We start from the raw sequence: 22656 nt of genomic DNA, 5'->3' as shown, positions 1-22656 counted from the left end.
AGGCCCAGTGGTCGGCGTGGTCAGTTCGTGGATGCGTCTGCCCAGAAGAATGTCAGTCATGCAGGGGGAGCTGGACGACCAGTAGCTTTCCGGCCATGGTCACTCCGCCGTCCATGGCGATCGCGAGCCCGTCCGCATACACGTGCGGACCCTCGACCACGGGGCCGGATCCGTCCTCGCCGTCCTCCGAGCCGACCTCTCCGAGGAGGTACGGAATGGGGCTGTGACCATGGACGATGCGCTGTCCGCCATAGGTCGCCATCAGCTCCCGGACGGCCTGCGGACCCGACTCGTCACGGAAGGCGAACCGCTTGGTGAGCTTGCGGAAGAGGTCCCAGCACTCATCGGCGTCGTTACGCGTGAGAATGGCGTGCACCGTGTCGTTGACGTCCTCGATGGTGGTGCCGTATTCGAGGTAGGCCGTCGTGTCGGAGTGCATCAGCAGATGCCCGTCCTCCTCGACGATCGCGTCGAGCCGGGACATCCACTGGAGGTGGACGTCCTGGAGCCGCTCCATGTCGTTCTTCTGGCCGCCGTTGAGCAGCCAGGCGGCCTGGAAGGTGGCGGTGCCCGCGCCGGAGTTGACCGGGGTGTCGCTGAACCGCTTGGCACCGATGAGCAGCAGTTCGTGATTGCCCATCAGGGCCTTGCAGTAGCCGCCGGCGGCCGCGGCCTCGGCGGACAGGCGCATCACGAGGTCGATGACCCCGATGCCGTCGGGGCCCCGGTCGGTGAAGTCGCCGAGGAACCAGAGCCGGGCATTGCCCGCCGACCATTTGCCGTCGGCGTCGATCAGGCCCTGCTCGGCGAGGGCGGCGTGGAGCTCGTCCAGGTAGCCGTGGACGTCGCCGACGACGTACAGCGGTCCGAGGCCCTGGTCCGGGACGGGCCGCGGGTCGGGGACGGCCGTCACCTCCAGGGTGTCACCGCGGTTGATCACGGGAAGGTCGCGTGCGGTGGGTGTGTACCCCTCCGGCGGCTCGCCGGAGGGGACGGCGTTGCCCGGGTGCGGTGGTGATGGCGGCACCGGGGTCTGGGCATAGGGCGGTACGCGGAAGTCGCGCAACGTCGCAGTCCGCACCACGGGTTCCTGACCGGCCCCCTGTGTCATCGACCCCTCCACCACCGTCGCGCCGCCGTACACCTGACGGGCCCTGCTGGTCGGGGTGGTCCGCGGTGTCGTGCGCCCATCATAGGAATGCGGATCGTGCTGTGTGACGCACCAGGGGTGGTGAATCCGGACGCACGTCGGGTTCACCAACCGATTGGTCCGAAATCGCCAGATCAATCCCCTGCCGGAGAGCGGGGTGGGCTGACCGTGGTGCGGGGTGGACGGCGTTGCGAGGAGGTCCGCACGATGAGTTCGGTCGGTATGACCTGCTCCACCGGTCCGTCCTGATCCACGCCCTCGATCGCGTCGATCAGGAGCTGCACGACTGCCGTGCCGATTCTGCGCGGCTTGAGCGAGAGGGTGGTGATGGGGGGCTCGGTCGTCGCGTACACGGTGGACTCGCTGCAGCAGACCAGCAGCAGGTCCTCGGGGACGCGCAGACCGTACCGGCGGGCCGCCGCCAGCAGATCGGTGCCGTTGGGGTCGAAGAGTCCGTAGACGGCGTCGGGCCGGTCCGGGCGGGCCAGCAGACGGTCGGCGGCGACCGCGCCCGCGCACGGGTCGTGGGCGGGGTAGGACTCGTACACCGGGTCCTGGCCCACGCGCTCGCACCAGTGGAGGTACGCGCTGGTGGAGAGACGGGTGTACGTGTCGGTGGTGGTGCCGGTGAGCAGGCCGATGCGGCGGGCTCCGGCGGCGGAGAGATGGTCGAGCAGATCGAGCACGGCGGCCCGGTGGTCGTTGTCGACCCAGGCCGTGACCGGGAGGGTGCCGGCCGGACGGCCGTCCGAGACGACGGGCAGACCCTGGCGCACGAGTTCGGTGACGACCGGGTCCTGGTCCGAGGGGTCGATCACGACGGTGCCGTCGAGGGCGACGTTCGACCAGACGTCGTGGCGTGAGGTGGCGGGCAGGATGACGAGGGCGTAGCCGCGGGCGAGCGCGGCGGAGGTGGCCGCTCTGGCCATCTCCGCGAAGTACGCGAATTCGGTGAAGGTGAAGGGTTCGTCCCCGTAGGTCGTCACGGTCAGGCCGATGAGGCCGGACTTGCCGGTACGGAGGGTGCGGGCCGCGGCGGAAGGGCGGTAGCCCAGGCGCTCTGCGACCTCGCGGACATGGCGGCGGGTGGCGTCCGGGAGCCTGCCCTTGCCGTTGAGCGCGTCGGAGACGGTCGTGATGGAGACTCCGGCGGCGGCGGCCACATCCCGGATTCCCGCTCGTCCCTGCCGGCCGCCGCGCCGGGGTGTGTCCGTCCGGCTCACCTGGTGCTTCCCTGCTGCTGTCATGGCGAGCCGATAGTAGGGCTCGGAGGGGCGGTTGGCCCGGTCGCATAGTCACTCGTTGACAGGCACGTTTTTGCATGATCGTTAACGATCAAATGCCTTGAAAGTCAAGGATGTTGATGGGCCTGACCATAGTGTGTCATGTGTCGAAGTCGATGGGCCTACTAAATGGGCGATGTCTCGAAGAGGTCTCATCTCACCTCTTCGGGGGACGCGCGCCACGGAGTGAGCCACCGGCGCGCGCCGGAGGGCAGAGCGCTCCCCTCATTTCTGGTCGCACCGGACGATTGGACGCTCGGGGCCATTCGCAGCGGCGCCCAATCCTCATAAGGTGAGCAGTATTGATGTGTACAGAGACAGTCTGAGGAGGACCTGCGGTGAGCGAGACGAGCCCCAAGCTGCGCGCCGAGCTGGACGGCGTCCCCGCCTATGTACCGGGCAGGCCGGCCGCGGCCGGCGGACCGGTCGCGTTCAAGCTGTCCTCCAACGAGAACCCGTATCCGCCACTGCCCGGGGTGATGGAGTCCGCCCTGGCCGCGGCCGCGAACTTCAACCGTTACCCGGACATGGCCTGCACCGGCCTGATGAACGAGCTGGCCGAGCGTTTCGGTGTGCCCCTCTCGCACCTCGCCACCGGGACCGGCTCGGTCGGGGTGGCGCAGCAGCTGCTCCAGGCCACCTCGGGCCCGGGTGACGAGGTCATCTACGCCTGGCGTTCCTTCGAGGCTTACCCGATCATCACGCAGATCAGCGGTGCGACCTCGGTGAAGGTCCCGCTGACCGACGGCGAGGTGCACGACCTCGACGCTATGGCGGACGCGATCACCGACCGCACCCGGATGATCTTCGTCTGCAACCCGAACAACCCGACCGGCACCGTGGTGCGCCGGGCCGCGCTGGAGCGGTTCCTGGACCGGGTGCCGAGCGACGTCCTGGTGGTGCTCGACGAGGCGTACCGGGAGTTCATCCGGGACGTCGAGGTGCCGGACGGTATCGAGATCTACCGGGACCGGCCCAATGTGGCGGTGCTGCGGACCTTCTCCAAGGCGTACGGCCTGGCGGGGCTGCGGGTCGGTTTCGCCGTGGCCCACGAGCCGGTGGCGGCCGCGCTGCGCAAGACGGCGGTGCCCTTCGGGGTCAGCCAGCTGGCACAGGACGCGGCGGTCGCCTCGCTGCGCGCCGAGGACGAACTCCTGGGGCGGGTGGGCTCGTTGGTGTGCGAGCGCCAGCGGGTGCAGCGGGCGCTGGCCGGCCAGGGGTGGACCGTGCCGGATTCCCAGGCGAACTTCGTCTGGATGCGGCTCGGAGACCGTACCGCCGACTTCGCCGCGGCATGTGAGGGGGCCGGCGTGGTGGTCAGGCCGTTCATGGGTGAGGGCGTGCGGGTCACGATCGGGGAGGACGAGGCGAACGACCTGTTCCTGAAGGTGGCCGAGTCGTACCGCAAGGAGCTGTAGGCCGCCCGCGCGCCCCGGAGCCAGGGCCCCGTACCTCGTTCGACGAGGTGCGGGGCCCTTCTCGCTGCCGGGGATCCGCGGTGCTCCCGGAGCGTCTGTTTCGGGCAGATTGATCGGAACGTCCCAAAGGGGTACCCCGCCCGAAGGTCCCGAAAGTCTGTGCGCAATAATGCTTGTGATTGTGAACGCGTTCACAATCGCGTCCTGTTCCTCCCGTGATTAGTCGGATTTAAAGGGCAAACTGCCGGTGTGATTACGGCGACGTAAGGAGAAGACGACGTGGAGCTGGCTCTGGCGCCGGAAACCTTGGCGCGATGGCAGTTCGGTATCACTACCGTCTATCACTTCTTGTTCGTCCCCCTGACGATCTCTCTCGCCGCGCTCACCGCCGGCCTGCAGACCGCCTGGGTCCGGACGAACAACGAGAAGTACCTCAGGGCGACGAAGTTCTGGGGCAAACTCTTCCTGATCAATATCGCCATGGGCGTCGTCACCGGCATCGTCCAGGAGTTCCAGTTCGGCATGAACTGGTCCGACTACTCGCGGTTCGTCGGTGACATCTTCGGTGCCCCGCTCGCGTTCGAGGCGCTGATCGCGTTCTTCTTCGAGTCCACCTTCATCGGCTTGTGGATCTTCGGCTGGGACAGGCTGCCGAAGAAGATCCATCTCGCCTGCATCTGGATGGTCTCCATCGGGACCATCCTGTCCGCCTACTTCATCCTGGCGGCCAACTCCTGGATGCAGCACCCGGTCGGCTACCGGATCAACAAGGAACGCGGCCGGGCCGAGCTCACCGACTTCTGGCACGTGCTCACCCAGAACACCGCGCTCGCCCAGTTCTTCCACACCATCACCGCGGCCTTCCTGGTCGGCGGCGCGTTCATGGTCGGCATCGCCGCCTTCCACCTGGCACGCAAGAAGCACATCCCGGTGATGCGGACCTCGTTGCGGCTCGGCCTGGTCACCGTGGTCATCGCCGGACTGCTCACCGCCATCAGCGGCGACCAGCTGGGCAAGGTCATGTTCAAGCAGCAGCCGATGAAGATGGCCGCTGCCGAGGCGCTCTGGGAGGGCCAGGACGCGGCTCCCTTCTCGATCTTCGCGGTCGGTGACGTGGCCAAGGGCCACAACACCGTGGAGATCTCCATCCCGGGCGTACTGTCCTTCCTCGCGGACGACAGCTTCACGTCGTACGTGCCCGGCATCAACGACATCAACAAGGCCGAGCAGGAGAAGTTCGGCCCCGGCGACTACCGGCCCAACATCCCGGTCGCGTTCTGGAGCTTCCGCTGGATGATCGGCTTCGGGATGGCGTCCTTCGCCCTCGGCATCCTCGGACTGTGGCTGACCCGGAAGAAGTTCATGCTGCCGCCGGGACTGCGGACCGGCGAGGACGAAGTGCCCCACCTGGTCCTCTTCAAGAACAAGGCACTCAGCCCGAAGTTCGCCAGGTGCTACTGGATCCTCGCGCTCTGGACGCTGCTCTTCCCGCTGATCGCCAACTCCTGGGGCTGGATCTTCACCGAGATGGGCCGCCAGCCCTGGGTCGTCTACGGAGTGCTCCAGACCCGCGACGCGGTCTCCCCCGGTGTCTCGCAGGGCGAGGTGCTCACCTCCATGATCGGCTTCACCCTGCTCTACGCCGTGCTCGCGGTCATCGAGGTCAAGCTGCTCGTGAAGTACATCAAGGCAGGTCCGCCGGAGCTCACCGAGGCCGACCTCAACCCGCCCACCAAGATCGGCGGCGACCATGAAGACGCCGACCGGCCGATGGCCTTCTCCTACTGAGAGCAGAGGAGCTGAGAGATGGAACTCCACAACGTCTGGTTCGTACTCATCGCCGTCCTCTGGACCGGCTACTTCTTCCTGGAGGGATTCGACTTCGGGATCGGCGTCCTCACCAAGCTGCTGGCCCGCGACCGCAAGGAACGACGGGTCCTGATCAACACGATCGGGCCCGTCTGGGACGGCAACGAGGTGTGGCTGCTCACCGCGGGCGGTGCGACCTTCGCCGCTTTCCCCGAGTGGTACGCCACTCTGTTCTCCGGCTTCTATCTGCCACTGCTGCTCATCCTGGTCTGCCTGATCGTGCGCGGGGTCGCCTTCGAGTACCGGGCCAAGCGGTCCGGTGAGAAGTGGCAGACCAACTGGGAACACGCCATCTTCTGGACTTCACTGCTCCCCGCCCTGCTCTGGGGCGTGGCCTTCGGGAACATCGTGCGCGGCGTGAAGATCGACGCCGACATGGAGTACGTGGGCAACTTCTGGGACCTGCTCAACCCGTACGCCATCCTCGGCGGACTGGTCACGCTCGCCCTCTTCACCTTCCACGGCGCGGTGTTCGCGGGGCTCAAGACGGTCGGGGACATCCGGGAGCGGGCGGGCAGGCTGGCGCTGAAGCTGGGGATCGCGACCGCGGTGCTCGCGCTCGGCTTCCTGACCTGGACCCAGCTCGACAACGGGGACGGCTGGAGCCTGCTGGCGATGATCACCGCCGTGGTGGCGCTGGTCGCCGCGGTCGCCACGATCGCGGCGGGACGCGAGGGCTGGTCGTTCGCGTTCTCCGGTGTGACCGTCGCGGCCGTGGTCGCCATGCTCTTCCTGACGCTCTTCCCGAACGTCATGCCGTCCTCGCTGAACGATGCCTGGAGCCTCACGGTCACCAACGCCTCGTCCACCCCGTACACGCTGAAGATCATGACCTGGTGTGCGGGGATCGCCACCCCCCTCGTCCTGCTGTACCAGGGCTGGACGTACTGGGTGTTCCGCAAGCGCATCGGTACGCAGCACATCGCCGAAGCGCACTGAACGCATCCGAAGCCTGTCCGGCGGATCGCGGCCGGGGCACGAGACCGACCCCGATCCGCCGGACAGGCCCTGGTCCACCGACCGAGCTTGCTAGGGGCTGTTTCACGTGAAACCGATCGACCCGCGTCTGCTCCGCCACGCCCGCGCCACCCGCCTTTTCCTGGCAGCCGTGGTGGCGCTCGGAGTCGTCGGCGCTGCGCTGGTCATCGCCCAGGCCATGCTCATCGCCGAAGTGGTGGTGGGTGGCTTCGAGGACGGACTGACGGTCTCCGGGCTGCGGACCCCGCTGATCCTGCTCGCCGCGGTCGCGCTCGGCCGGGGGCTGGTCTCCTGGCTGACCGAACTGGCCGCGTACCGCGCCAGCGCGGCGGTCAAGTCCGAGCTCCGTGGCCGGCTGCTGGCGCGGGCCGCGGAGCTCGGTCCCGGCTGGCTGAACGGCCAGCGCACCGGCTCCCTGGTGGCGCTCGCGACCCGCGGCGTCGACGCGCTCGACGACTACTTCGCGCGCTATCTGCCGCAGCTCGGACTCGCGGTGGTCGTACCGGTGGCGGTCCTCGCCAGGATCGTCACCGAGGACTGGGTCTCGGCGGCGATCATCGTCGTCACGCTGCCGCTCATCCCGCTCTTCATGATCCTGATCGGCTGGGCCACCCAGTCCCGGATGGACCGCCAGTGGCGGCTGCTGTCCCGGCTCTCCGGACACTTCCTCGACGTGGTCGCCGGCCTGCCGACGCTGAAGGTCTTCGGCCGCGCCAAGGCACAGGCCGAGTCCATCCGTACGATCACCTCGCAGTACCGCCGGGCCACGCTGCGGACCCTGCGGATCGCGTTCCTGTCGTCCTTCGCCCTGGAACTGCTGTCGACGCTGTCGGTGGCCCTCGTCGCCGTCACCATCGGCATGCGGCTGGTGCACGGCGAACTCGACCTCTACACCGGCCTGGTGGTGCTGATCCTGGCGCCCGAGGCCTATCTGCCGATCCGCCAGGTCGGAGCGCAGTACCACGCGGCCGCCGAGGGGCTCTCGGCCGCGGAGGAGATCTTCGCGGTCCTGGAGACCGAGCCCCGGCAGGGCGGTACGGCGGACGTACCCGCTTCGCTGCGGCTGGAGCTGGAGGGGGTGACCGTACGGCACGAGGGCCGGACCGAACCCTCGCTGGACGGAGCCTCGCTGGTGGTGGACGAGGGGGAGACCGTGGCCCTGGTCGGCCCCAGCGGCGTCGGGAAGTCCACCCTGCTCGATGTGGTGCTCGGCTTCACGGCACCCGACGAGGGGCGGGTGCGGATCGGCGGCGTCGACCTGGCGACGCTCGCGCCCGAGAAGTGGCGGGAGCGGATCGCCTGGGTGCCGCAGCGCCCGTACCTCTTCGCGGGCACCATCGCGGAGAACGTACGGCTGGCCCGGCCGGACGCCGACGACAGCGCGGTGGCGGCCGCGCTGCGGGACGCCGGGGCGTACGACTTCGTGGCGGGACTCCCGGACGGGGAGCGGACGCCGATCGGTGAGGACGGGGCAGGTCTCTCCGCCGGGCAGCGGCAGCGGCTGGCGCTCGCGCGGGCCTTCCTCGCCGACCGCCCACTGCTGCTGCTCGACGAGCCGACCGCGAGCCTGGACGGCGAGACGGAGGCGGGAATCGTCGAGGCGGTACGGCGGCTGGCAGCGGGACGGACCGTACTGCTGGTCGTGCACCGCCCGGCGCTGCTCTCGGTGGCCGACCGGGTGGTGACCCTCGAACCGTCCGCGGCGGCGCGGCCGGTGAGGTCCGGGGCCGCCGCGGACGTGCCGTCCCCTACGAGCGCTCCCGGCGAGCGGAACGAAGAGGTACCGGAGCCCGTAGCCCTGCGGGACACCGCGGCCCGCTCCGGCGGGGTCCTGGCACGGGTCCGTGAGGCCGCGGGGCCGCAGCGCGGCCGGCTGGCACTGGCGCTGCTGCTGGGCAGCCTCGCCGTGAGCTCGGCCGTCGGGCTCATGGCCGTTTCCGGCTGGCTGATCGCGCGCGCCTCCGAACAGCCCCCGGTGCTCTATCTGATGGTCGCCGTGACCGCGACCCGCGCCTTCGGGCTCGGGCGAGCCGTCTTCCGCTACGCCGAGCGCCTGGTCTCGCACGACGCGGTGCTCAAGATGCTCGCCGAGCTGCGCGTCGCGGTCTACCGGGGTCTGGAGCGCGTCGCGCCCGCCGGACTGCGCCGGACCCGGCGCGGGGACCTGCTCTCCCGGCTCGTCGCCGACGTCGACGCCCTGCAGGACTACTGGCTGCGCTGGATGCTGCCCGCCGGGACGGCCGTGGTCGTCGGAACGGCGGCCGCCGGATTCATCGGCTGGCTGCTGCCGGCCGCGGGCGTCGTGCTGGCGGCCGGGCTGCTGCTGGCCGGGGTGGGAGTGCCGCTGGTCAGCAGCGCCTGCGCCCGGCACTCGGAACGCCGGCTCGCCCCCGCACGCGCCGATCTGGCCATCCGGATCACGGACCTGCTCGGCGGGACCGCCGAACTGACCGTCGCGGGTGCCCTGCCGGCCCGCGAGGAACGGACCCGGGACGCCGACGGCGTGCTGACCCGCATCGCCGCCCGCGCGGCGACCGCCACCGCACTCGGCTCCGGCCTCATCGCCCTGATCTCCGGCCTCACCATCGTCGCCACCGCACTCGTCGCCCTTCCCGCCGTGCACGACGGCCGGCTGGCGGGCGTGGAACTCGCGGTGGTGGTACTCACCCCGCTGGCCGCATTCGAGGCCGTGGCCGGACTGCCGCTCGCCGTGCAGTACCGCAGCCGGGTGGAGCGCAGCGCGCAGCGGGTGTTCGAGGTGCTGGACGCGCCGCTGCCGGTACATGAACCAGGCAGCCCTGCCGAGGCGCCCGCATCGCCCTTCCCGCTGGAGGTACGGGGGCTGTCGGCCCGCTACCCGGGAGCGGAGCGTGACGCACTCGACGCCGTCGACCTGACGTTGACGGCCGGTCGGCGCATCGCCGTCGTCGGGCCCTCCGGCTCCGGGAAGACGACCCTCGCGCAGATCCTGGTCCGCTTCCTGGACGCGCGGGCGGGGACGTACCGGATCGGCGGGGTCGAGGCCGGTGCACTGGACGGCGACACGGTCCGGCAGCACGTCGGGCTGTGCGCCCAGGACGCCCATGTCTTCGACAGCTCCATCCGGGAGAACCTGCGGCTGGCCCGTACCGGCGCGACGGACGAGGAACTGCGCGCCGCCCTCGGCCGGGCCCGGCTGCTCGGCTGGGCCGAGGCGCTCCCCGACGGGCTCGACACCCTGGTCGGCGAGCACGGCGCACGCCTCTCCGGCGGCCAGCGCCAACGTCTCGCCCTGGCCAGGGCGATCCTCGCAGACTTTCCCGTCCTCGTCCTGGACGAGCCCGCCGAGCATCTCGACCTGGCGACCGCGGACGCCCTGACGGCGGATCTGCTGGCCGCCACCGAGGGGCGCACGACCGTGCTGATCACCCATCGCCTGGAGGGGCTCGAAGCCGTCGACGAGGTGCTGGTGCTGGACGCCGGCCGGATCGTGCAGCGCGGCCCGTATGCCGATCTCGCCGCCGGGGAAGGCCCCTTGCGGCGGATGCTGGAGCGCGAGCGGGAGACCGCGCGGCTGCCCGACGGAGCCGTGGGAGTGCGGGAGAGCGAGCGGGTGCAGGAGGAAGCCGTGGGCGCGCGGGCGTGAGCCGCTTGGCCACGGCGGCCGGGTGGCCACGGCGGCCGGGCGTGGGCATGGGGGGCCACAACCACGAGGTGTGGGCCCGGTGATCACGGTCGGCTTTCCTCCCCAATCGGGACTAACTACTCTCGGGGTTATGCCGGAGCAGGACCCGAAGGACTCACTCGAAGCCGCCACCCAGGCGACCCGCAGCCTGCAAGGCCTGTCCACCGAGATCACCGCCCGCATCCCACAGCTGCTGGAGGCCATGCGCTCCGTCGGCGCGGGCCTGGAACTGCACTCCACCCTCGACCGGATCTGCGAGACGGCCGCCGAACTCACCCACTCCCGCTACGCCGCCATCGGCGTCGTCGACGAGGAGGGCGAGGGGCTCTCCGACTTCGTCACGTACGGAGTGCCGGACGAGGTGGCACAGGAGATCGGCCACCGCCCCGACGGGCACCGGGGGCTGCTGGGCGCGCTGATCCACGACCCGGTGCCGGTGCGGCTCGCCGATCTGACGGCCGATCCGAGGTTCGCCGGCTTCCCGCCCGGTCACCCCCCGATGCGGACCTTTCTCGGCGTCCCGATCCGCGTGCAGGGAGAGATCTTCGGAAACCTCTATCTGGCCGAGAAGGACGGCGGCGAGTTCAACGACTACGACCTGCACATGGTGCGGGTGCTCGCCACGGAGGCCGGGATCGCCATCGGCAACGCCCGGCTGTACGAGGCGGCACGCCAGCGCGAGCGGTGGATCGACGGATCGGTGGCCGTGACGACCGCCCTGCTCTCCGGCGGGGACGCCGACGACGCGCTCTCCGTCGTCGCCGAACAGGCCCGCCGGCTCGCCGACTCCGCCGCCGGGATCGTGCTGCTGCCCACCGAGGACGGCGGGCTGGAGATCGTCGCCGTCTCCGCGGACGACCCCTCCTCCTCGCTCGGAGTGATCATCGGGCCCGAGAGCCCGGTGGCGGCGAAGCTGCTGGGAGGCGAGCCGGTCTTCGCGGACGATTCGGCCGACGACCCCCGCATGGTCACCAGGCTGGCCCAACGGTACGGCCCGAGCATGCTGCTGCCCCTGCACAGTGGCGGGCGGGTGCTCGGCGCGCTCGCCACCCCCCGTGCCCGGGGCGGCAGACCGTTCACGGAGGCGGAACGGACCCTGGCCACCCAGTTCGCCTCACAGGCGGCGCTCGCACTGATGATGGCCGAGGCACAGCGGGACCGGGAGCGGCTCGCGGTCTACGAGGACCGGGACCGGATCGCCCGTGATCTGCACGATCTGGTCATCCAGCGGCTGTTCGCCACCGGGATGATGCTGGAGAGCGCCCAGCGCCGGTCGGTGGTGCCCGAGGTGCAGACCGGGGTCGGCCGTGCGGTCGACGAACTGGACGTGACCATCCAGGAGATCCGTACCGCGATCTTCGCCTTGCAGCAGGAACCCGCCGAGGCGCCGTCGGGGCTACGCACCCGTGTCCTGCGCGAGATCAACATGGCGGCGGTCCCGCTGGGCTTCAAGCCCTCGCACCGCTTCCTCGGCCCGGTCGACTCACTGGTCGGCGAACTGACCGGCAAGAACCTGGTCGCGGCGTTGCGCGAGGCGCTGTCCAATGCCTTCCGGCACGCCGAGGCGTCGCTGATCGACGTGGTCGTCGACGCGACCGTCACGCTGCCCGACGGGCGGGACGCGGTGCGCCTGTCGGTCGCCGACGACGGCGTGGGCATACCCGAGGGCGGTCGGCGCAGCGGGCTGCGGAACCTGGCGCGCCGGGCGGAGTCGCTCGGCGGAGCGAGCTGGTTCGGGCCCGGGATCGGGGAGGACGGAAACGGTACGACGGTGGTGTGGGAGGCGCCCCTCTGAGGGGGTGGGGATGCGCCGCTCCGAGGGCGTCCGGGAGGCGCTGCTCCGAGCGTGCGGGAGTCGGCCCCTCCGAAAAAGGGGCCGGGCGCCTGTCCTTCTCCGGAGGGGGCTCAGCGCCCGGCGTCGGCCGCCAGGCGCTCGGCGACGATCCGCTCGATGACGACCGCGACGCCGTCCTCGCCGTTGGTGGCGGTCCGGCCGGTGGCGGCGGCGAGCGCGGCCGGGTGGGCGTTGCCCATCGCGTACGAGGTGCCCGCCCAGCTCAGCATCTCCACGTCGTTGGGCATGTCCCCGAAGGCGACGACCTCGGCGGGCGAGATGCCGCGCTCGGCGCAGCAGAGCTCCAGCGTGCTGGCCTTGGAGACCCCGGGACCGCTGATCTCCAGCAGGGCCGTGGGGCTGGACCGGGTGAAGGAGGCCCGTGCCCCGGCCGTCGTACGGGCCAGGGCGAGGAAGTCGTCCGGGGTCAGTTCGGCGTGGTGGGCGAGGAGCTTCAGCACGGGGACGCCGGTGCCGGGCGCCTCCTCGTGCAGCAGCTTCTCGGCGACGGCGATCGAGGCGCACGGGTCGAGGTGGAACGGCGGGTAGTCCGGTTCGTAGTGGATGCCGGTGGCCAGCTCGACGGCGAAAGTGGTGCCGGGGGCGGCGGCGCGCAGCGACTGGACCACATCGAGGGCGATGAGGCGTTCCAGCGGGCGGACCTTGACCAGTTCGCCGCCGGCGTGCAGATCCGCGACCGCCGCGCCGTTGGCGCAGATCGCCAGGCCGTGGCCGTGCACATGGTCGCTGACGACATCCATCCAGCGGGCCGGGCGTCCGGTGACGAAGAAGACCTCGATACCGGCCTTCTCGGCAGCGGCCAGTGCGGCGACCGTACGGTCGGAGACCGTCTTGTCGTCACGGAGAAGGGTGCCGTCCAGGTCGGTGGCGATCAGCCGGATTGCGGCAGGCGAAGGCGAGTCGGTAGCTGAGGTCACCCGCCCATTCTCGCGTACGAGGGTGCACGGGCGTGCATAGGGGCGCACATCTGAGGATGCACGCCCCTGATCAGGTGAAGATGCCCGGTGCATATGCCGATGGAGTGACGGGTCGGTCAGTGGCCGAGCTGGGCCAGGCCCTCGGTGGCGATGCGTTCGAAGACCTTCTCGTCCGCCGCGAAGTCGGAGTCGGGGATCGGCAGGTGGATGACGATCTCGGTGAAGCCGAGCGCGAAGTGGGTGCCCGCGAAGTCCACGAAGGCGTCGAAGGACTGCAGCGGGCGGTCCGGGGTGAAGCCGGTGAGAAGGACCTTGTCCAGTTCGGCGGTGTCCCGGCCGATGGACTCGCAGGCCGCGCCCAGTTTGGTGAGCTGCCCCCGGATGGCCTCGACGGACTGCTCCGGGGTCCCCGTCTCGTACAGCTTCGGGTCGCCCGTGGTGACCCAGGCCTGGCCGTACCGGGCGGCGAGCTTCATTCCGCGCGGGCCGGTCGCGGCCACCGCGAACGGCAGCCGGGGCCGCTGCACACAGCCGGGGATGTTCCGGGCCTCGTTCGCCGAGTAGAACGTGCCCTCGTACGTCACCGAGGGCTCACGCAGCAGCTGGTCGAGCAGCGGTACGAACTCGTCGAAGTGGTCGGCCCGCTCGCGTGGCGTCCACGGCTGCTCGTCGCCGCGGCGCAGGGTCGAGGCGTCGAAGCCGTTGCCTCCGGCGCCGATGCCGAGGGTGAGGCGCCCGTCGGAGACGTCGTCGAGCGTGATGAGTTCCTTGGCGAGGGTGACGGGGTGCCGGAAGTTGGGGGAGGTGACGAGGGTGCCCAGGCGGAGGCGCTCGGTCGCCGTGGCGGCGGCGGCGAGGGTCGGCAGGGCGCCGAACCAGGGGCCGTCGCGGAAGGTCCGCCAGGCCAGGTGGTCGTAGGTGTAGGCGGCATGGAACCCGAGTTCCTCGGCGCGCTGCCAGAGCTTCCGGCCCTCGTTCCAGCGGTGGATCGGCAGAATCACAGTGCTCAGACGCATGGATACGACCATACGGGGCGGGCGCTCTCCGGTGGAGCGGGAGTACGGGCCGCCCGGTCAGTCGCGGAACCGCAGGAACTCGGGCGGCACGGCGGCGACGAGCCAGACGCCGTTGGCGCTGACGTGGAAGGTGTGACCCGCGCGGTGCATCGCGCCCGCGTCCACGGACAGGACGACGGGCCGGCCGCGCCGGGCGGCGACCCTGGTCGCCGTCTCGCGGTCGGGGGAGAGATGGACGTGCGTGCGGTTCATGGGCCGCAGGCCCTCGCTCCGGATCGGGCCCAGCGCATGGCCCACCGTGCCGTGGTAGAGGTACGCGGGCGGTTCGGCCGGCGGCAGGGCGAGATCCACCGGGACGGTATGGCCCTGGTTCGCGCGGATCCGGTCGTTCTCGACGGCGAAGCGCTGCTTGTCGTTGGCGGCGACGACATGGTCGAGCTCGGCGCGAGTGAGCGGGAAGTTGTTGCGCGCCATGGCGCGCAACAGCGTGGCGATCGGCACCCAGCCGTTGGCGTCGAGCGTGATGCCGAGCCGTTCCGGCTGATGGCGCAGGTGTTTCGAGAGGTACTTGGACACCTTGACGGTGCGTCTTTCATCCATACCGCCAGGGTGCCCGCGAGGGAGTCCTCGGTGCATCCGGGTTTCGCTCACGATGTGGCGGAGCAATTTTCGTGCACGAGGTTTGATCCACAGTCAGTTTGACTTATCCACAGGCTAATTGGCGATTCTGTGGACAAGTCGGTTTGAAATCAATCAGTTTGGGCAACTTGGCTTGCTTTGCCGGTAAATGACGTCAATGCGTCCAATGTCCTTGTTTGCACCTCGCGTTCCGTGGCCGCTGCGACAAAGGCGGAGACCTTGTCCGGACCAACCAGCTGCTGAACGGCCCGGATTGTCCCCGCCGGTAGATCGACACTCTGGGGCGCGAGTGACGGGGAGCCCGCACCGAGCGGAGTGTCCGCGCCGAGATGGTGATGCAAGTGCCGGGTGGCGAACGTCCGCATCGCACGGGCCAGTTCCGCGTCGACGGTCTGCTGGGCGAGCGGACGCAGCCTGCGCACCATGGCGGCCGCTTCGGCCGCATCCGAGTCGGTCGGCGGCCGATGACCCAGATAGCGCGCGAAGACGTGTTCGGTGGTGAACTCCAGGAAGCGCGAGGCAATCTGCTCGACCTGACCGCGAAGTTCCCTCAGATGCCCGGAGATCGCGCCGAGCGGCACGCCTGCCGCATGCAACTCGACGGCTACGGCCAGCTCTTGAGGGCTGGGCACCAGGAACTCGCCATCCCTGCCCGGGATCGGTTCGAGCACGCCGAGCTCGACCGCCTCGGCGACCGCTTCGTCGTCCGAGGTGCCGCCGAACTTGAGGTTCAGCTCCTCCCGCGTGATCCGGTCGGCCTGTTCGTCCGTCCACGGGCCGTGCACCTCGGCGACGAGCCCGAGCACCCCGCCCAGTCCGCGCCCGGTGTCCCAGGCGTCCAAGAGCTCCTTGATGCTGGCCAGGGTGTAACCGCGGTCCAGCAGATCGGCGATCTGCCGGAGCCGGGTGAGATGGGTGTCCCGGTATACATTGGCCCGGCCGCGCCGCTCCGGTGTCGGCAGCAGACCGCGGTCCTGGTAGGCCCGGATCGTGCGGACCGTGGCCCCGCTCGCGTGCGCCAGGTCCTCGATCCGGTACTCGGCGGCGGCCTGCCGGTCCGCCGCCGACGACCGCCCGGCGCCGCTCACAGCGGTGGCTTCAGCCGGGCGATCCCGCGCAGCGCACCGGGGCTGAACCGGGACAGCAGCCGGGCACCGCGTGCCTCCGGGGTCACCGGCACGACGGCCTGGTTGCGCACCACCGCCTTGAGGATCGCATCGGCGACCCGCTCCGGCGGGTAGTTGCGCAGCCCGTACAGCCGACTGGTCCGCTTCCGTAGCCGCTTCTCCTCCGCGGCGTCGGCTCCGGCGAAGCGCGCCGTTGCGGTGATGTTCGTATTGACGATGCCGGGGCAGATGGCGCTGACGCCGATCGACCGCTCGGCGAACTCGGCCCGCAGGCATTCGCTGAGCATCAGCACGGCCGCCTTGGAGGTGCTGTACGCAGGCAGCGCCCGGGACGGCTGATAGGCCGCGGCGGAAGCCGTGTTGACGATATGGCCGCCCTGGCCGCGCTCGGCCATCTGCCTGCCGAAGATCCGGCAGCCGTGGATGACCCCCCACAGATTGACGTCGAGGACGTTCTTCCAGTCCTCGCTCGTGGTGTCCAGGAAGGAGCCGGACAGGCCGATCCCGGCGTTGTTGACCAGGACGTCGACGATTCCGTACTCGGCGGCGACCTTCTCGGCGAGCTTCTCCATCGCCTGCTCGTCGCTGACGTCCACCGCTTCGCCCCAGGCGGCCGGGGCTCCGATCAGCCGGGCCATCTCGGCCGTCCTGACCGCTCCCTCCGCGTCCCGGTCCACGGCCACCACCCGCGCACCCGCCTCGGCGAAGGCGAAGGCGGTGGCCCGGCCGATGCCGCCGGCCGCGCCCGTCACCAGGACCAGCCGGCCGCCGAACCTGTCCGCGTACGCTCCGGTCGGGGCGATGTCCTGCACCGGGCCGCCGTTCTCCTTCGCCGCCTCGTTCGTGGCGATGAACTCGCTGATCCAAGCGGCGAGTTGGTCCGGCCTGGTGCGCGGCACCCAGTGCTTGCCGTCCAGCGATCTGCGCACCAGCTGCGGTGCCCACAGCTCCAGCTGGTCGTACAGCTTCTCCGAGAGGAAGATGTCACCGGTCGGCGTGATCAGCTGGACCGGCACATGTGCGTAGGCGTCGGTGCGCGGCCGGCTCAGCCGGGCGCGGACGTTGTCGCGGTACAGCCAGGCGCCGTGCGCCGCGTCGCCGGGCAGCGAGGGGGTCGGGTAGTCGCCCGCCGGTACCTTCTCCAGCCGCTGGAGCATCCGCGGCCACCGCTTGCCGAGCGGGCCGCGCCAGGCGAGCTCGGGCAGGACCGGCGTATGCAGCATGTAGACGTACCAGGACTTGGCGCCCTGGCCGAGCAGCTGGCCGACCCGGCGCGGGGTCGGCCGGGTCATACGCTGCTTGATCCAGTGCCCGAAGTGGTCCAGCGAGGGGCCGGACATCGAGGTGAACGAGGCGATCCGGCCCTCGGTCCGCTTGATCGTGGCGAACTCCCAGGACTGGACCGAACCCCAGTCGTGCCCGACGAGATGCACCGGCCGGTCCGGGCTCACCGCATCGATGACGGCCAGGAAGTCATCGGTGAGCTTCTCCAGGGTGAAGCCGCCGCGCAGTGGCTTCGGGGCCGTGGACCGGCCGTGTCCGCGCACGTCGTACAGCACGACGTGCCACTGGTCGGCCAGCCGGCTCGCCACCTCCGTCCAGACTTCCTTGCTGTCCGGATAGCCGTGCACCAGAACGACCGTCGGCCGCCCCTCCTCGCCCAACTCGGCGACGCACAGCTCGATTCCGCCCGTACGCACCCGGCGCTCGCGTGCCCCCGGCAGATCCAGCAGACTCATGCCGCCACCCTTTCCTCGGCCCAGCGCCGCACATGCGGCAGATCGTCGTCCAGCCAGAAGGCGCTCTCTTCGGGGTCCTTGGAGTCGGTGACCACCAGGATCTCCTCGAACTTGGCGCCCGTGCCCCGGAACCCGAGATGGGGCTCGACCGCCCACAGACCGGGCTGCGGCGGATGGTCGGAGAAGCGGTGCGGACTCCACAGCGGCGACCAGCCTTCCCGGTGCCCGTGCAGCGCGTCGCTCATCAGCCCCTTGAGGGACTGGGTGCCGAAGCCGAACACGTGGGGGGACCAGCGGTGTTCGGCGACGCGGTCGACCTTGTGGGCTATGACACCGAAGGGGTAGGCGCGATGCCTGTTGGTGTACCCCTGCCTGATCATCAGGCGCTCGACGTCCTCGTATATCTCGCGCAGGGAACGCCGCTCGCGCACCTCGCGCAGTATCAGCTCGCGGTGGGCCTCCAGATCGGCCAGCAGCTTGTCGTGCAGGGGGTTGAGCCCCAGACAGCCGGAGTAGCCGATGTCGGCCGTGAAGCCCTTGTGGACCGGAGCCATGTCGAGGATGAAGGGCATCCCCGGCTCCAGCCTCCGGTTGGTCGGGAAGAACTGCAGGGGAATCCTGAAGCCGGCGAACGCCGTGCGGTCCCCGAACCAGGCGAAGGGGAGGTGGAACCAGTCCCGCACCCCGCGCTCACGCAGCCAGTCATGCTGCATACGGGCCGCCTCGCGCTCCGTCACCCCCGGCCGGAGCCGGCCCGCGACCGCTTCCGCGCAGGCGTACGCGAGGCTCTGCACCTCTCTGAACCCCCGCAGATCCGGGGCTTTTCCGTCCTTCACCGCCGAGGCCATGCCATCGTCCGTTCCCTGCCGTGTGCGGTACGTGTTGGTAACGTGACACTGATGAATGTGACAATGTCCGGCGGCTACGTCAAGGGGTGCGCGGAGACCTGTGGACTACTCGGCCGGCCTCCCTCTCCGGTCGCGGATGTCATACCCCGTGGTGGCCCCCTACGGGTCCGTACATCTGGAGTCGGAGGCCGATCCAGCCACCAGGGCTGACGACTGATGTGGCCCGCGCCACTACCTTCGGACTGTGACTGTGATCTCGACCGAAAGCCTGAGCAAGCGGTTCCCCCGGGTGACCGCGCTTGACCGGCTCTCCTTGGACATCGGCCCCGGTGTGACCGGCCTGGTGGGTTCCAACGGAGCCGGCAAGTCCACATTGATCAAGATCCTGCTGGGTCTGTCCCCCGCCACCGAGGGCCGGGCCGCCGTGCTCGGGCTCGACGTCGCCACCCATGGTGCCGCCATCCGGGAGCGGGTCGGCTACATGCCCGAGCACGACTGCCTGCCACCGGACGTCTCGGCCACCGAGTTCGTCGTCCACATGGCGCGGATGTCCGGACTGCCGCCGACGGCGGCGCGCGAACGCACCGCCGACACGCTCCGGCACGTGGGCCTCTACGAGGAGCGCTATCGCCCCATCGGCGGTTACTCGACCGGTATGAAGCAGCGCGTGAAGCTGGCGCAGGCGCTGGTCCACGACCCGCAGCTGGTCCTGCTCGACGAGCCGACCAACGGCCTCGACCCGGTCGGCCGCGACGAGATGCTCGGACTGATCCGCCGCGTCCACACCGACTTCGGCATCTCGGTCCTGGTCACTTCGCACCTCCTGGGCGAGTTGGAACGCACCTGCGACCACGTCGTCGTCATCGACGGCGGCACACTCCTGCGCTCCAGCTCCACCAGCGACTTCACCCAGACCACCACGACCCTCGCGGTCGAGGTCACCGACAGCGACACCCACCCGGACGGCACCGACGCGCTGCGCCAGGTTCTCACCCGGGCCGGCGTGAAGTTCATCGGCCAGGACGGACTCGACGCACAGGGGCTGCCCGGCGCGGGCCACATCCTGCTGGTCGAGGCGACCGGCGAGGAGACGTACGACATCGTGCGCGACAGCGTCGCCGGCCTCGGACTCGGCCTCGTGCGGATGGAACAGCGGCGCCACCACATCGCCGAGGTCTTCCGTACCGAGGGGGCATCCGCCTCCGCAGTGGTGGCACAGAACGCGCCCGTGGCCGCGGAACGCCGTACAGCAGAAGGGGAGCGGTCGTGATGAGCACCGAGACCGGGACCGTGACCGGGAGCGAGACCTCCCGCATCCACAACATCGGGTACCGCTCCTACGACGGCCCGCGGCTGGGCCGCGGCTATGCGCGGCGCTCGCTCTACTCGCAGTCGCTCCGCGGTGCCTTCGGACTGGGCCGTTCCGCCAAGTCCAAGGTGCTGCCGATGCTGCTCTTCGGCGTGATGTGCATGATCGCGGCGATCATCGTCGCCGTCGCCATCGCCGCCCCCGGTACGACGTCCCTGCCGATCAAGTACACCGCGTTCGCGATCTATCTCCAGGCCGTGATCGGCCTCTTCCTCGCCGCTCAGGCACCGCAGTCGGTCTCCCGGGACCTGCGGTTCAAGAGTGTGCCGCTGTACTTCTCGCGGCCGATCGAACGGGTCGACTACGTCCTGGCCAAGCTGGCGGCCATGGCGTCCGCGCTCTTCATTCTCACCGGCACGCCGCTCCTCATCCTCTATGTGGGCGCGCTGCTCGGGAAGTTCGACTTCGCCGACCAGACCAAGGGATTCGGACAGGGGCTGGTCTCGGTGGCACTGCTCTCCGTGCTCTTCGCCGCACTCGGCCTGGTGATGGCCGCGCTGACACCGCGCCGCGGCTTCGGTGTCGCCGCGGTGATCGCCGTGCTGACCATCACCTACGGCGCGGTCTCCACCGTCCAGGCCATCGCCTGGCAGACGGGCTCCTCCGGGGCCATCGAGTGGCTGGGGCTCTTCTCCCCCATCACGCTGATCGACGGCGTGCAGACGGCGTTCCTCGGGGCCAACTCGGCCTTCCCCGGAGGGGAAGGCCCGGGAGCCGGGGCCGGCCTGGTCTATCTGATCGTTGTTCTCGCGCTCGTCGCCGGCTCGTACGCCGTACTGATGCGCCGCTACCGGAGGGTCGGGCTGTGACCACCATCGAGATCGACCACACCTCGCGCTGGTTCGGCAATGTGGTCGCCGTCAACGACGTGAGCATGACGGTGGGACCGGGCGTCACCGGTCTGCTCGGTCCCAACGGCGCGGGAAAGTCCACGCTGATCAACATGATGGCCGGCTTCCTCGCCCCGTCGACGGGCACGGTCACGCTCGACGGCCGGCCGATCTGGCGCAACGAAGCCGTGTACAGGGAGATCGGGATCGTGCCGGAGCGGGAGGCCATGTACGACTTCCTGACCGGCTACGAGTTCGTCGTCGCCAACGCCGAGCTCCAGGGGCTCGGCAACGCCGAGGCGCAGAAGGCGCTGGCCACGGTCGAGATGGAGTATGCCCAGGACCGGAAGATCTCGACGTACAGCAAGGGCATGCGCCAGCGCGTGAAGATGGCGTCCGCGCTGGTGCACGAGCCGTCCGTGCTGCTGCTCGACGAGCCGTTCAACGGCATGGACCCGCGCCAGCGGATGCAGCTGATGGAACTGCTGCGGCAGATGGGGGCAGAGGGCCGTACGGTGCTCTTCTCCTCCCACATCCTCGAAGAGGTCGAGCAACTCGCCTCCCACATCGAGGTGATCGTGGCGGGACGGCACGCGGCGTCGGGCGATTTCCGCAAGATCCGCCGGCTGATGACGGACCGCCCGCACCGCTATCTCGTACGTTCCAGCGACGACCGTGCCCTCGCCGCCGCGCTGATCGCCGACCCGTCGACGGCCGGCATCGAGGTGGATCCGGGCGAACGGGCCCTGCGCATCCAGGCGGTCGACTTCGGACGCTTCACCGAGCTGCTGCCGAAGGTCGCGCGTGAGCACGGGATTCGTCTTCTGACTGTTTCGCCGTCCGACGAGTCCCTCGAATCGGTCTTTTCCTATCTTGTAGCGGCCTGAGTAGTGGCCTGAAAGGAGCTGTGAAGCGTCATGTACGACCCCACAGTCGCCCGGCTCACCTACCGGGCCCTGCTCGGCCGGCGCCGGGCCGCCATCCTGTTCGTCCTGCCGGCGCTGCTGGTGGCCATCGCCTTCGCGGTACGGGTGCTCACCGGGTCCGACGACCAGGTGGCCTCGGACGTGCTGGGCGGCTTCGCCATCGCCACGATGGTGCCGCTGATCGGAGTGATCGCCGGGACCGGGGCCATCGGTCCCGAGATCGACGACGGCTCCATCGTCTACCTGCTGGCCAAGCCGGTGAAGCGGCCGACGATCATCTTCACCAAGCTGATCGTGGCCATCGCCGTCACGATGGTCTTCTCCGCGCTGCCCACGTTGATCGCGGGCCTGATCCTCAACGGCAACGGCCAGCAGATCGCGGTGGCCTACACCGTCGCGGCACTGGTCGCCTCGATCGCGTACAGCGCGCTGTTCCTGCTGCTGGGCACCGTCAGCCGGCACGCGGTCGTCTTCGGCCTCGTCTACGCGCTGGTGTGGGAGGCCCTGTTCGGCACCCTGGTGCCCGGGGCGCGCACGCTCAGCGTTCAGCAGTGGTCCCTCGCGGTCGCCGAGAAGGTCGGCGGGGCGGGAGCGATCACCTCCGACGTCGGACTGCCCACCGCGACGGTCCTGCTGGCGGCGGTCACAGTGGTGGCGACCTGGTACGCGGGCCAGAAGCTGCGCACGCTGAAGCTGGCCGGCGAGGAGTGACCGGAGGCCCGCCTCCCGGCGCCTCTCTCTGAGTACTCCGTTCCTGAACACTCCCGCATCCGTCAACCCTCGCCTTCCGGGCGGGGGTTGACGCATTTTCACGGACAGCCGTACGCGTAACTGTACGGTTATCGGTTCGTTGGGCAGGGTGCGTGGAGGCAACTGGGATCTGTGGCGTCGTAGCGTTCGTGAAACAGGGATTGCCGATGCCGGCGAGAAAGTGCCCGCCGGGTCGGTCATTGAGTGAGTGGCAACCGTGAGCGTCCTCCGCCCTTCCGGCCCGGGACAGGGCTGACCGTCGTCGTTTCACGATCGGA

The 22656-nt window shown here is 69.8% G+C and carries 16 protein-coding genes and 1 pseudogene; 9 read left to right on the top strand and 8 right to left on the bottom strand.

All coding sequences use genetic code 11. The features are described 5' to 3' along the window. Positions 1-52 precede the first annotated feature (52 nt). Together IE107_RS24865 and IE107_RS24860 are read right to left on the bottom strand one after the other, a co-directional pair. Positions 53-1111, bottom strand: a complete 1059-nt coding sequence (locus IE107_RS24865) for a metallophosphoesterase (RefSeq protein ID WP_189546423.1) — start codon at positions 1109-1111, stop codon at positions 53-55. A gap of 173 nt (positions 1112-1284) precedes the next feature. Further along, positions 1285-2397 (bottom strand): LacI family DNA-binding transcriptional regulator, encoded by a 1113-nt coding sequence (locus tag IE107_RS24860; RefSeq protein ID WP_189546422.1) that lies wholly within the window; start codon positions 2395-2397, stop codon positions 1285-1287. A 374-nt stretch (positions 2398-2771) separates the two neighbouring features. On the opposite strand from IE107_RS24860, the gene hisC reads away from it, so the two are divergent. The 5 genes from hisC (at position 2772) to IE107_RS24835 (ending at position 12157) form a co-directional block, all read left to right on the top strand. Continuing rightward, positions 2772-3851: a histidinol-phosphate transaminase gene (hisC, locus tag IE107_RS24855; RefSeq protein ID WP_189546421.1), complete on the top strand. Its 1080-nt coding sequence runs from the start codon at positions 2772-2774 to the stop codon at positions 3849-3851. A 279-nt stretch (positions 3852-4130) separates the two neighbouring features. Next, on the top strand, positions 4131-5639 hold the full coding sequence (locus tag IE107_RS24850) for a cytochrome ubiquinol oxidase subunit I (RefSeq protein WP_189546420.1): 1509 nt from the start codon (positions 4131-4133) through the stop codon (positions 5637-5639). Positions 5640-5657: 18 nt separating this feature from the next. After that, entirely contained in the window at positions 5658-6659 is a 1002-nt protein-coding gene (cydB, locus tag IE107_RS24845) for a cytochrome d ubiquinol oxidase subunit II (protein ID WP_189546419.1), read from the top strand. Between the two features lie 106 nt (positions 6660-6765). Then, a complete protein-coding gene (gene cydD, locus IE107_RS24840; protein WP_189546418.1) occupies positions 6766-10323 on the top strand; it encodes a thiol reductant ABC exporter subunit CydD in 3558 nt (1185 codons plus the stop codon). Between the two features lie 130 nt (positions 10324-10453). After that, a complete protein-coding gene (locus IE107_RS24835) occupies positions 10454-12157 on the top strand; it encodes a GAF domain-containing sensor histidine kinase (protein WP_189546417.1) in 1704 nt (567 codons plus the stop codon). 110 nt (positions 12158-12267) lie between these two features. Here the strand turns inward: IE107_RS24835 and IE107_RS24830 are convergent, their stop codons facing one another. The 6 genes from IE107_RS24830 to IE107_RS24805 form a co-directional block, all read right to left on the bottom strand. Further along, positions 12268-13134, bottom strand: a complete 867-nt coding sequence (locus IE107_RS24830) for a Cof-type HAD-IIB family hydrolase (RefSeq protein ID WP_229867222.1) — start codon at positions 13132-13134, stop codon at positions 12268-12270. Positions 13135-13250: 116 nt separating this feature from the next. Then, positions 13251-14162 (bottom strand): LLM class flavin-dependent oxidoreductase, encoded by a 912-nt coding sequence (locus IE107_RS24825; protein ID WP_189546414.1) that lies wholly within the window; start codon positions 14160-14162, stop codon positions 13251-13253. A 45-nt stretch (positions 14163-14207) separates the two neighbouring features. Continuing rightward, the gene (locus tag IE107_RS24820; protein WP_189546412.1) at positions 14208-14750 is read right to left on the bottom strand and encodes an RNA 2'-phosphotransferase; all 543 of its coding nucleotides are present in this window, start codon (positions 14748-14750) and stop codon (positions 14208-14210) included. A 149-nt stretch (positions 14751-14899) separates the two neighbouring features. After that, on the bottom strand, positions 14900-15877 hold the full coding sequence (locus IE107_RS24815; RefSeq protein WP_189546410.1) for a MerR family transcriptional regulator: 978 nt from the start codon (positions 15875-15877) through the stop codon (positions 14900-14902). Further along, entirely contained in the window at positions 15874-17646 is a 1773-nt protein-coding gene (locus IE107_RS24810; protein ID WP_189546476.1) for an SDR family oxidoreductase, read from the bottom strand. Before IE107_RS24810 ends, IE107_RS24815 begins: the two co-directional genes overlap by 4 nt. Before the next feature lie 5 nt (positions 17647-17651). Beyond that, positions 17652-18503 (bottom strand): M24 family metallopeptidase, encoded by an 852-nt coding sequence (locus IE107_RS24805; protein WP_189546408.1) that lies wholly within the window; start codon positions 18501-18503, stop codon positions 17652-17654. 244 nt (positions 18504-18747) lie between these two features. Here IE107_RS24805 and IE107_RS24800 point away from each other — a divergent pair. The 4 genes and pseudogenes from IE107_RS24800 to IE107_RS24785 form a co-directional block, all read left to right on the top strand. Next, positions 18748-19780: pseudogene (locus IE107_RS24800) on the top strand (ABC transporter ATP-binding protein); the annotation flags it as partial. Further along, positions 19773-20681, top strand: a complete 909-nt coding sequence (locus IE107_RS24795) for an ABC transporter permease (protein ID WP_189546406.1) — start codon at positions 19773-19775, stop codon at positions 20679-20681. The pseudogene IE107_RS24800 and the gene IE107_RS24795, both read left to right, overlap by 8 nt. After that, on the top strand, positions 20678-21589 hold the full coding sequence (locus tag IE107_RS24790; protein ID WP_189546405.1) for an ABC transporter ATP-binding protein: 912 nt from the start codon (positions 20678-20680) through the stop codon (positions 21587-21589). The genes IE107_RS24795 and IE107_RS24790 overlap by 4 nt, the downstream gene beginning before the upstream one ends. Positions 21590-21619: 30 nt before the next feature. Beyond that, entirely contained in the window at positions 21620-22339 is a 720-nt protein-coding gene (locus IE107_RS24785) for an ABC transporter permease (RefSeq protein WP_189546403.1), read from the top strand. Positions 22340-22656 lie beyond the last annotated feature (317 nt).

This window comes from Streptomyces gelaticus, assembly GCF_014649535.1.
GTDB classification, from domain to species: Bacteria; Actinomycetota; Actinomycetes; order Streptomycetales; family Streptomycetaceae; genus Streptomyces; species Streptomyces gelaticus.
The sequence above is the reverse complement of the archived record's forward strand: the minus strand, read 5'-3'. Positions and strand labels throughout refer to the sequence as shown.

Coding starts and splice junctions, on each gene's coding strand:
- IE107_RS24865 (WP_189546423.1), bottom strand. CDS start 1,111: ATGACACAGGGGGCCGGTCAGGAACCCGTGGTGCGGACTGCGACGTTG.
- IE107_RS24860 (WP_189546422.1), bottom strand. CDS start 2,397: ATGACAGCAGCAGGGAAGCACCAGGTGAGCCGGACGGACACACCCCGG.
- cydB (WP_189546419.1), top strand. CDS start 5,658: ATGGAACTCCACAACGTCTGGTTCGTACTCATCGCCGTCCTCTGGACC.
- IE107_RS24835 (WP_189546417.1), top strand. CDS start 10,454: ATGCCGGAGCAGGACCCGAAGGACTCACTCGAAGCCGCCACCCAGGCG.
- IE107_RS24825 (WP_189546414.1), bottom strand. CDS start 14,162: ATGGTCGTATCCATGCGTCTGAGCACTGTGATTCTGCCGATCCACCGC.
- IE107_RS24820 (WP_189546412.1), bottom strand. CDS start 14,750: ATGGATGAAAGACGCACCGTCAAGGTGTCCAAGTACCTCTCGAAACAC.
- IE107_RS24805 (WP_189546408.1), bottom strand. CDS start 18,503: ATGGCCTCGGCGGTGAAGGACGGAAAAGCCCCGGATCTGCGGGGGTTC.
- IE107_RS24795 (WP_189546406.1), top strand. CDS start 19,773: ATGAGCACCGAGACCGGGACCGTGACCGGGAGCGAGACCTCCCGCATC.
- IE107_RS24785 (WP_189546403.1), top strand. CDS start 21,620: ATGTACGACCCCACAGTCGCCCGGCTCACCTACCGGGCCCTGCTCGGC.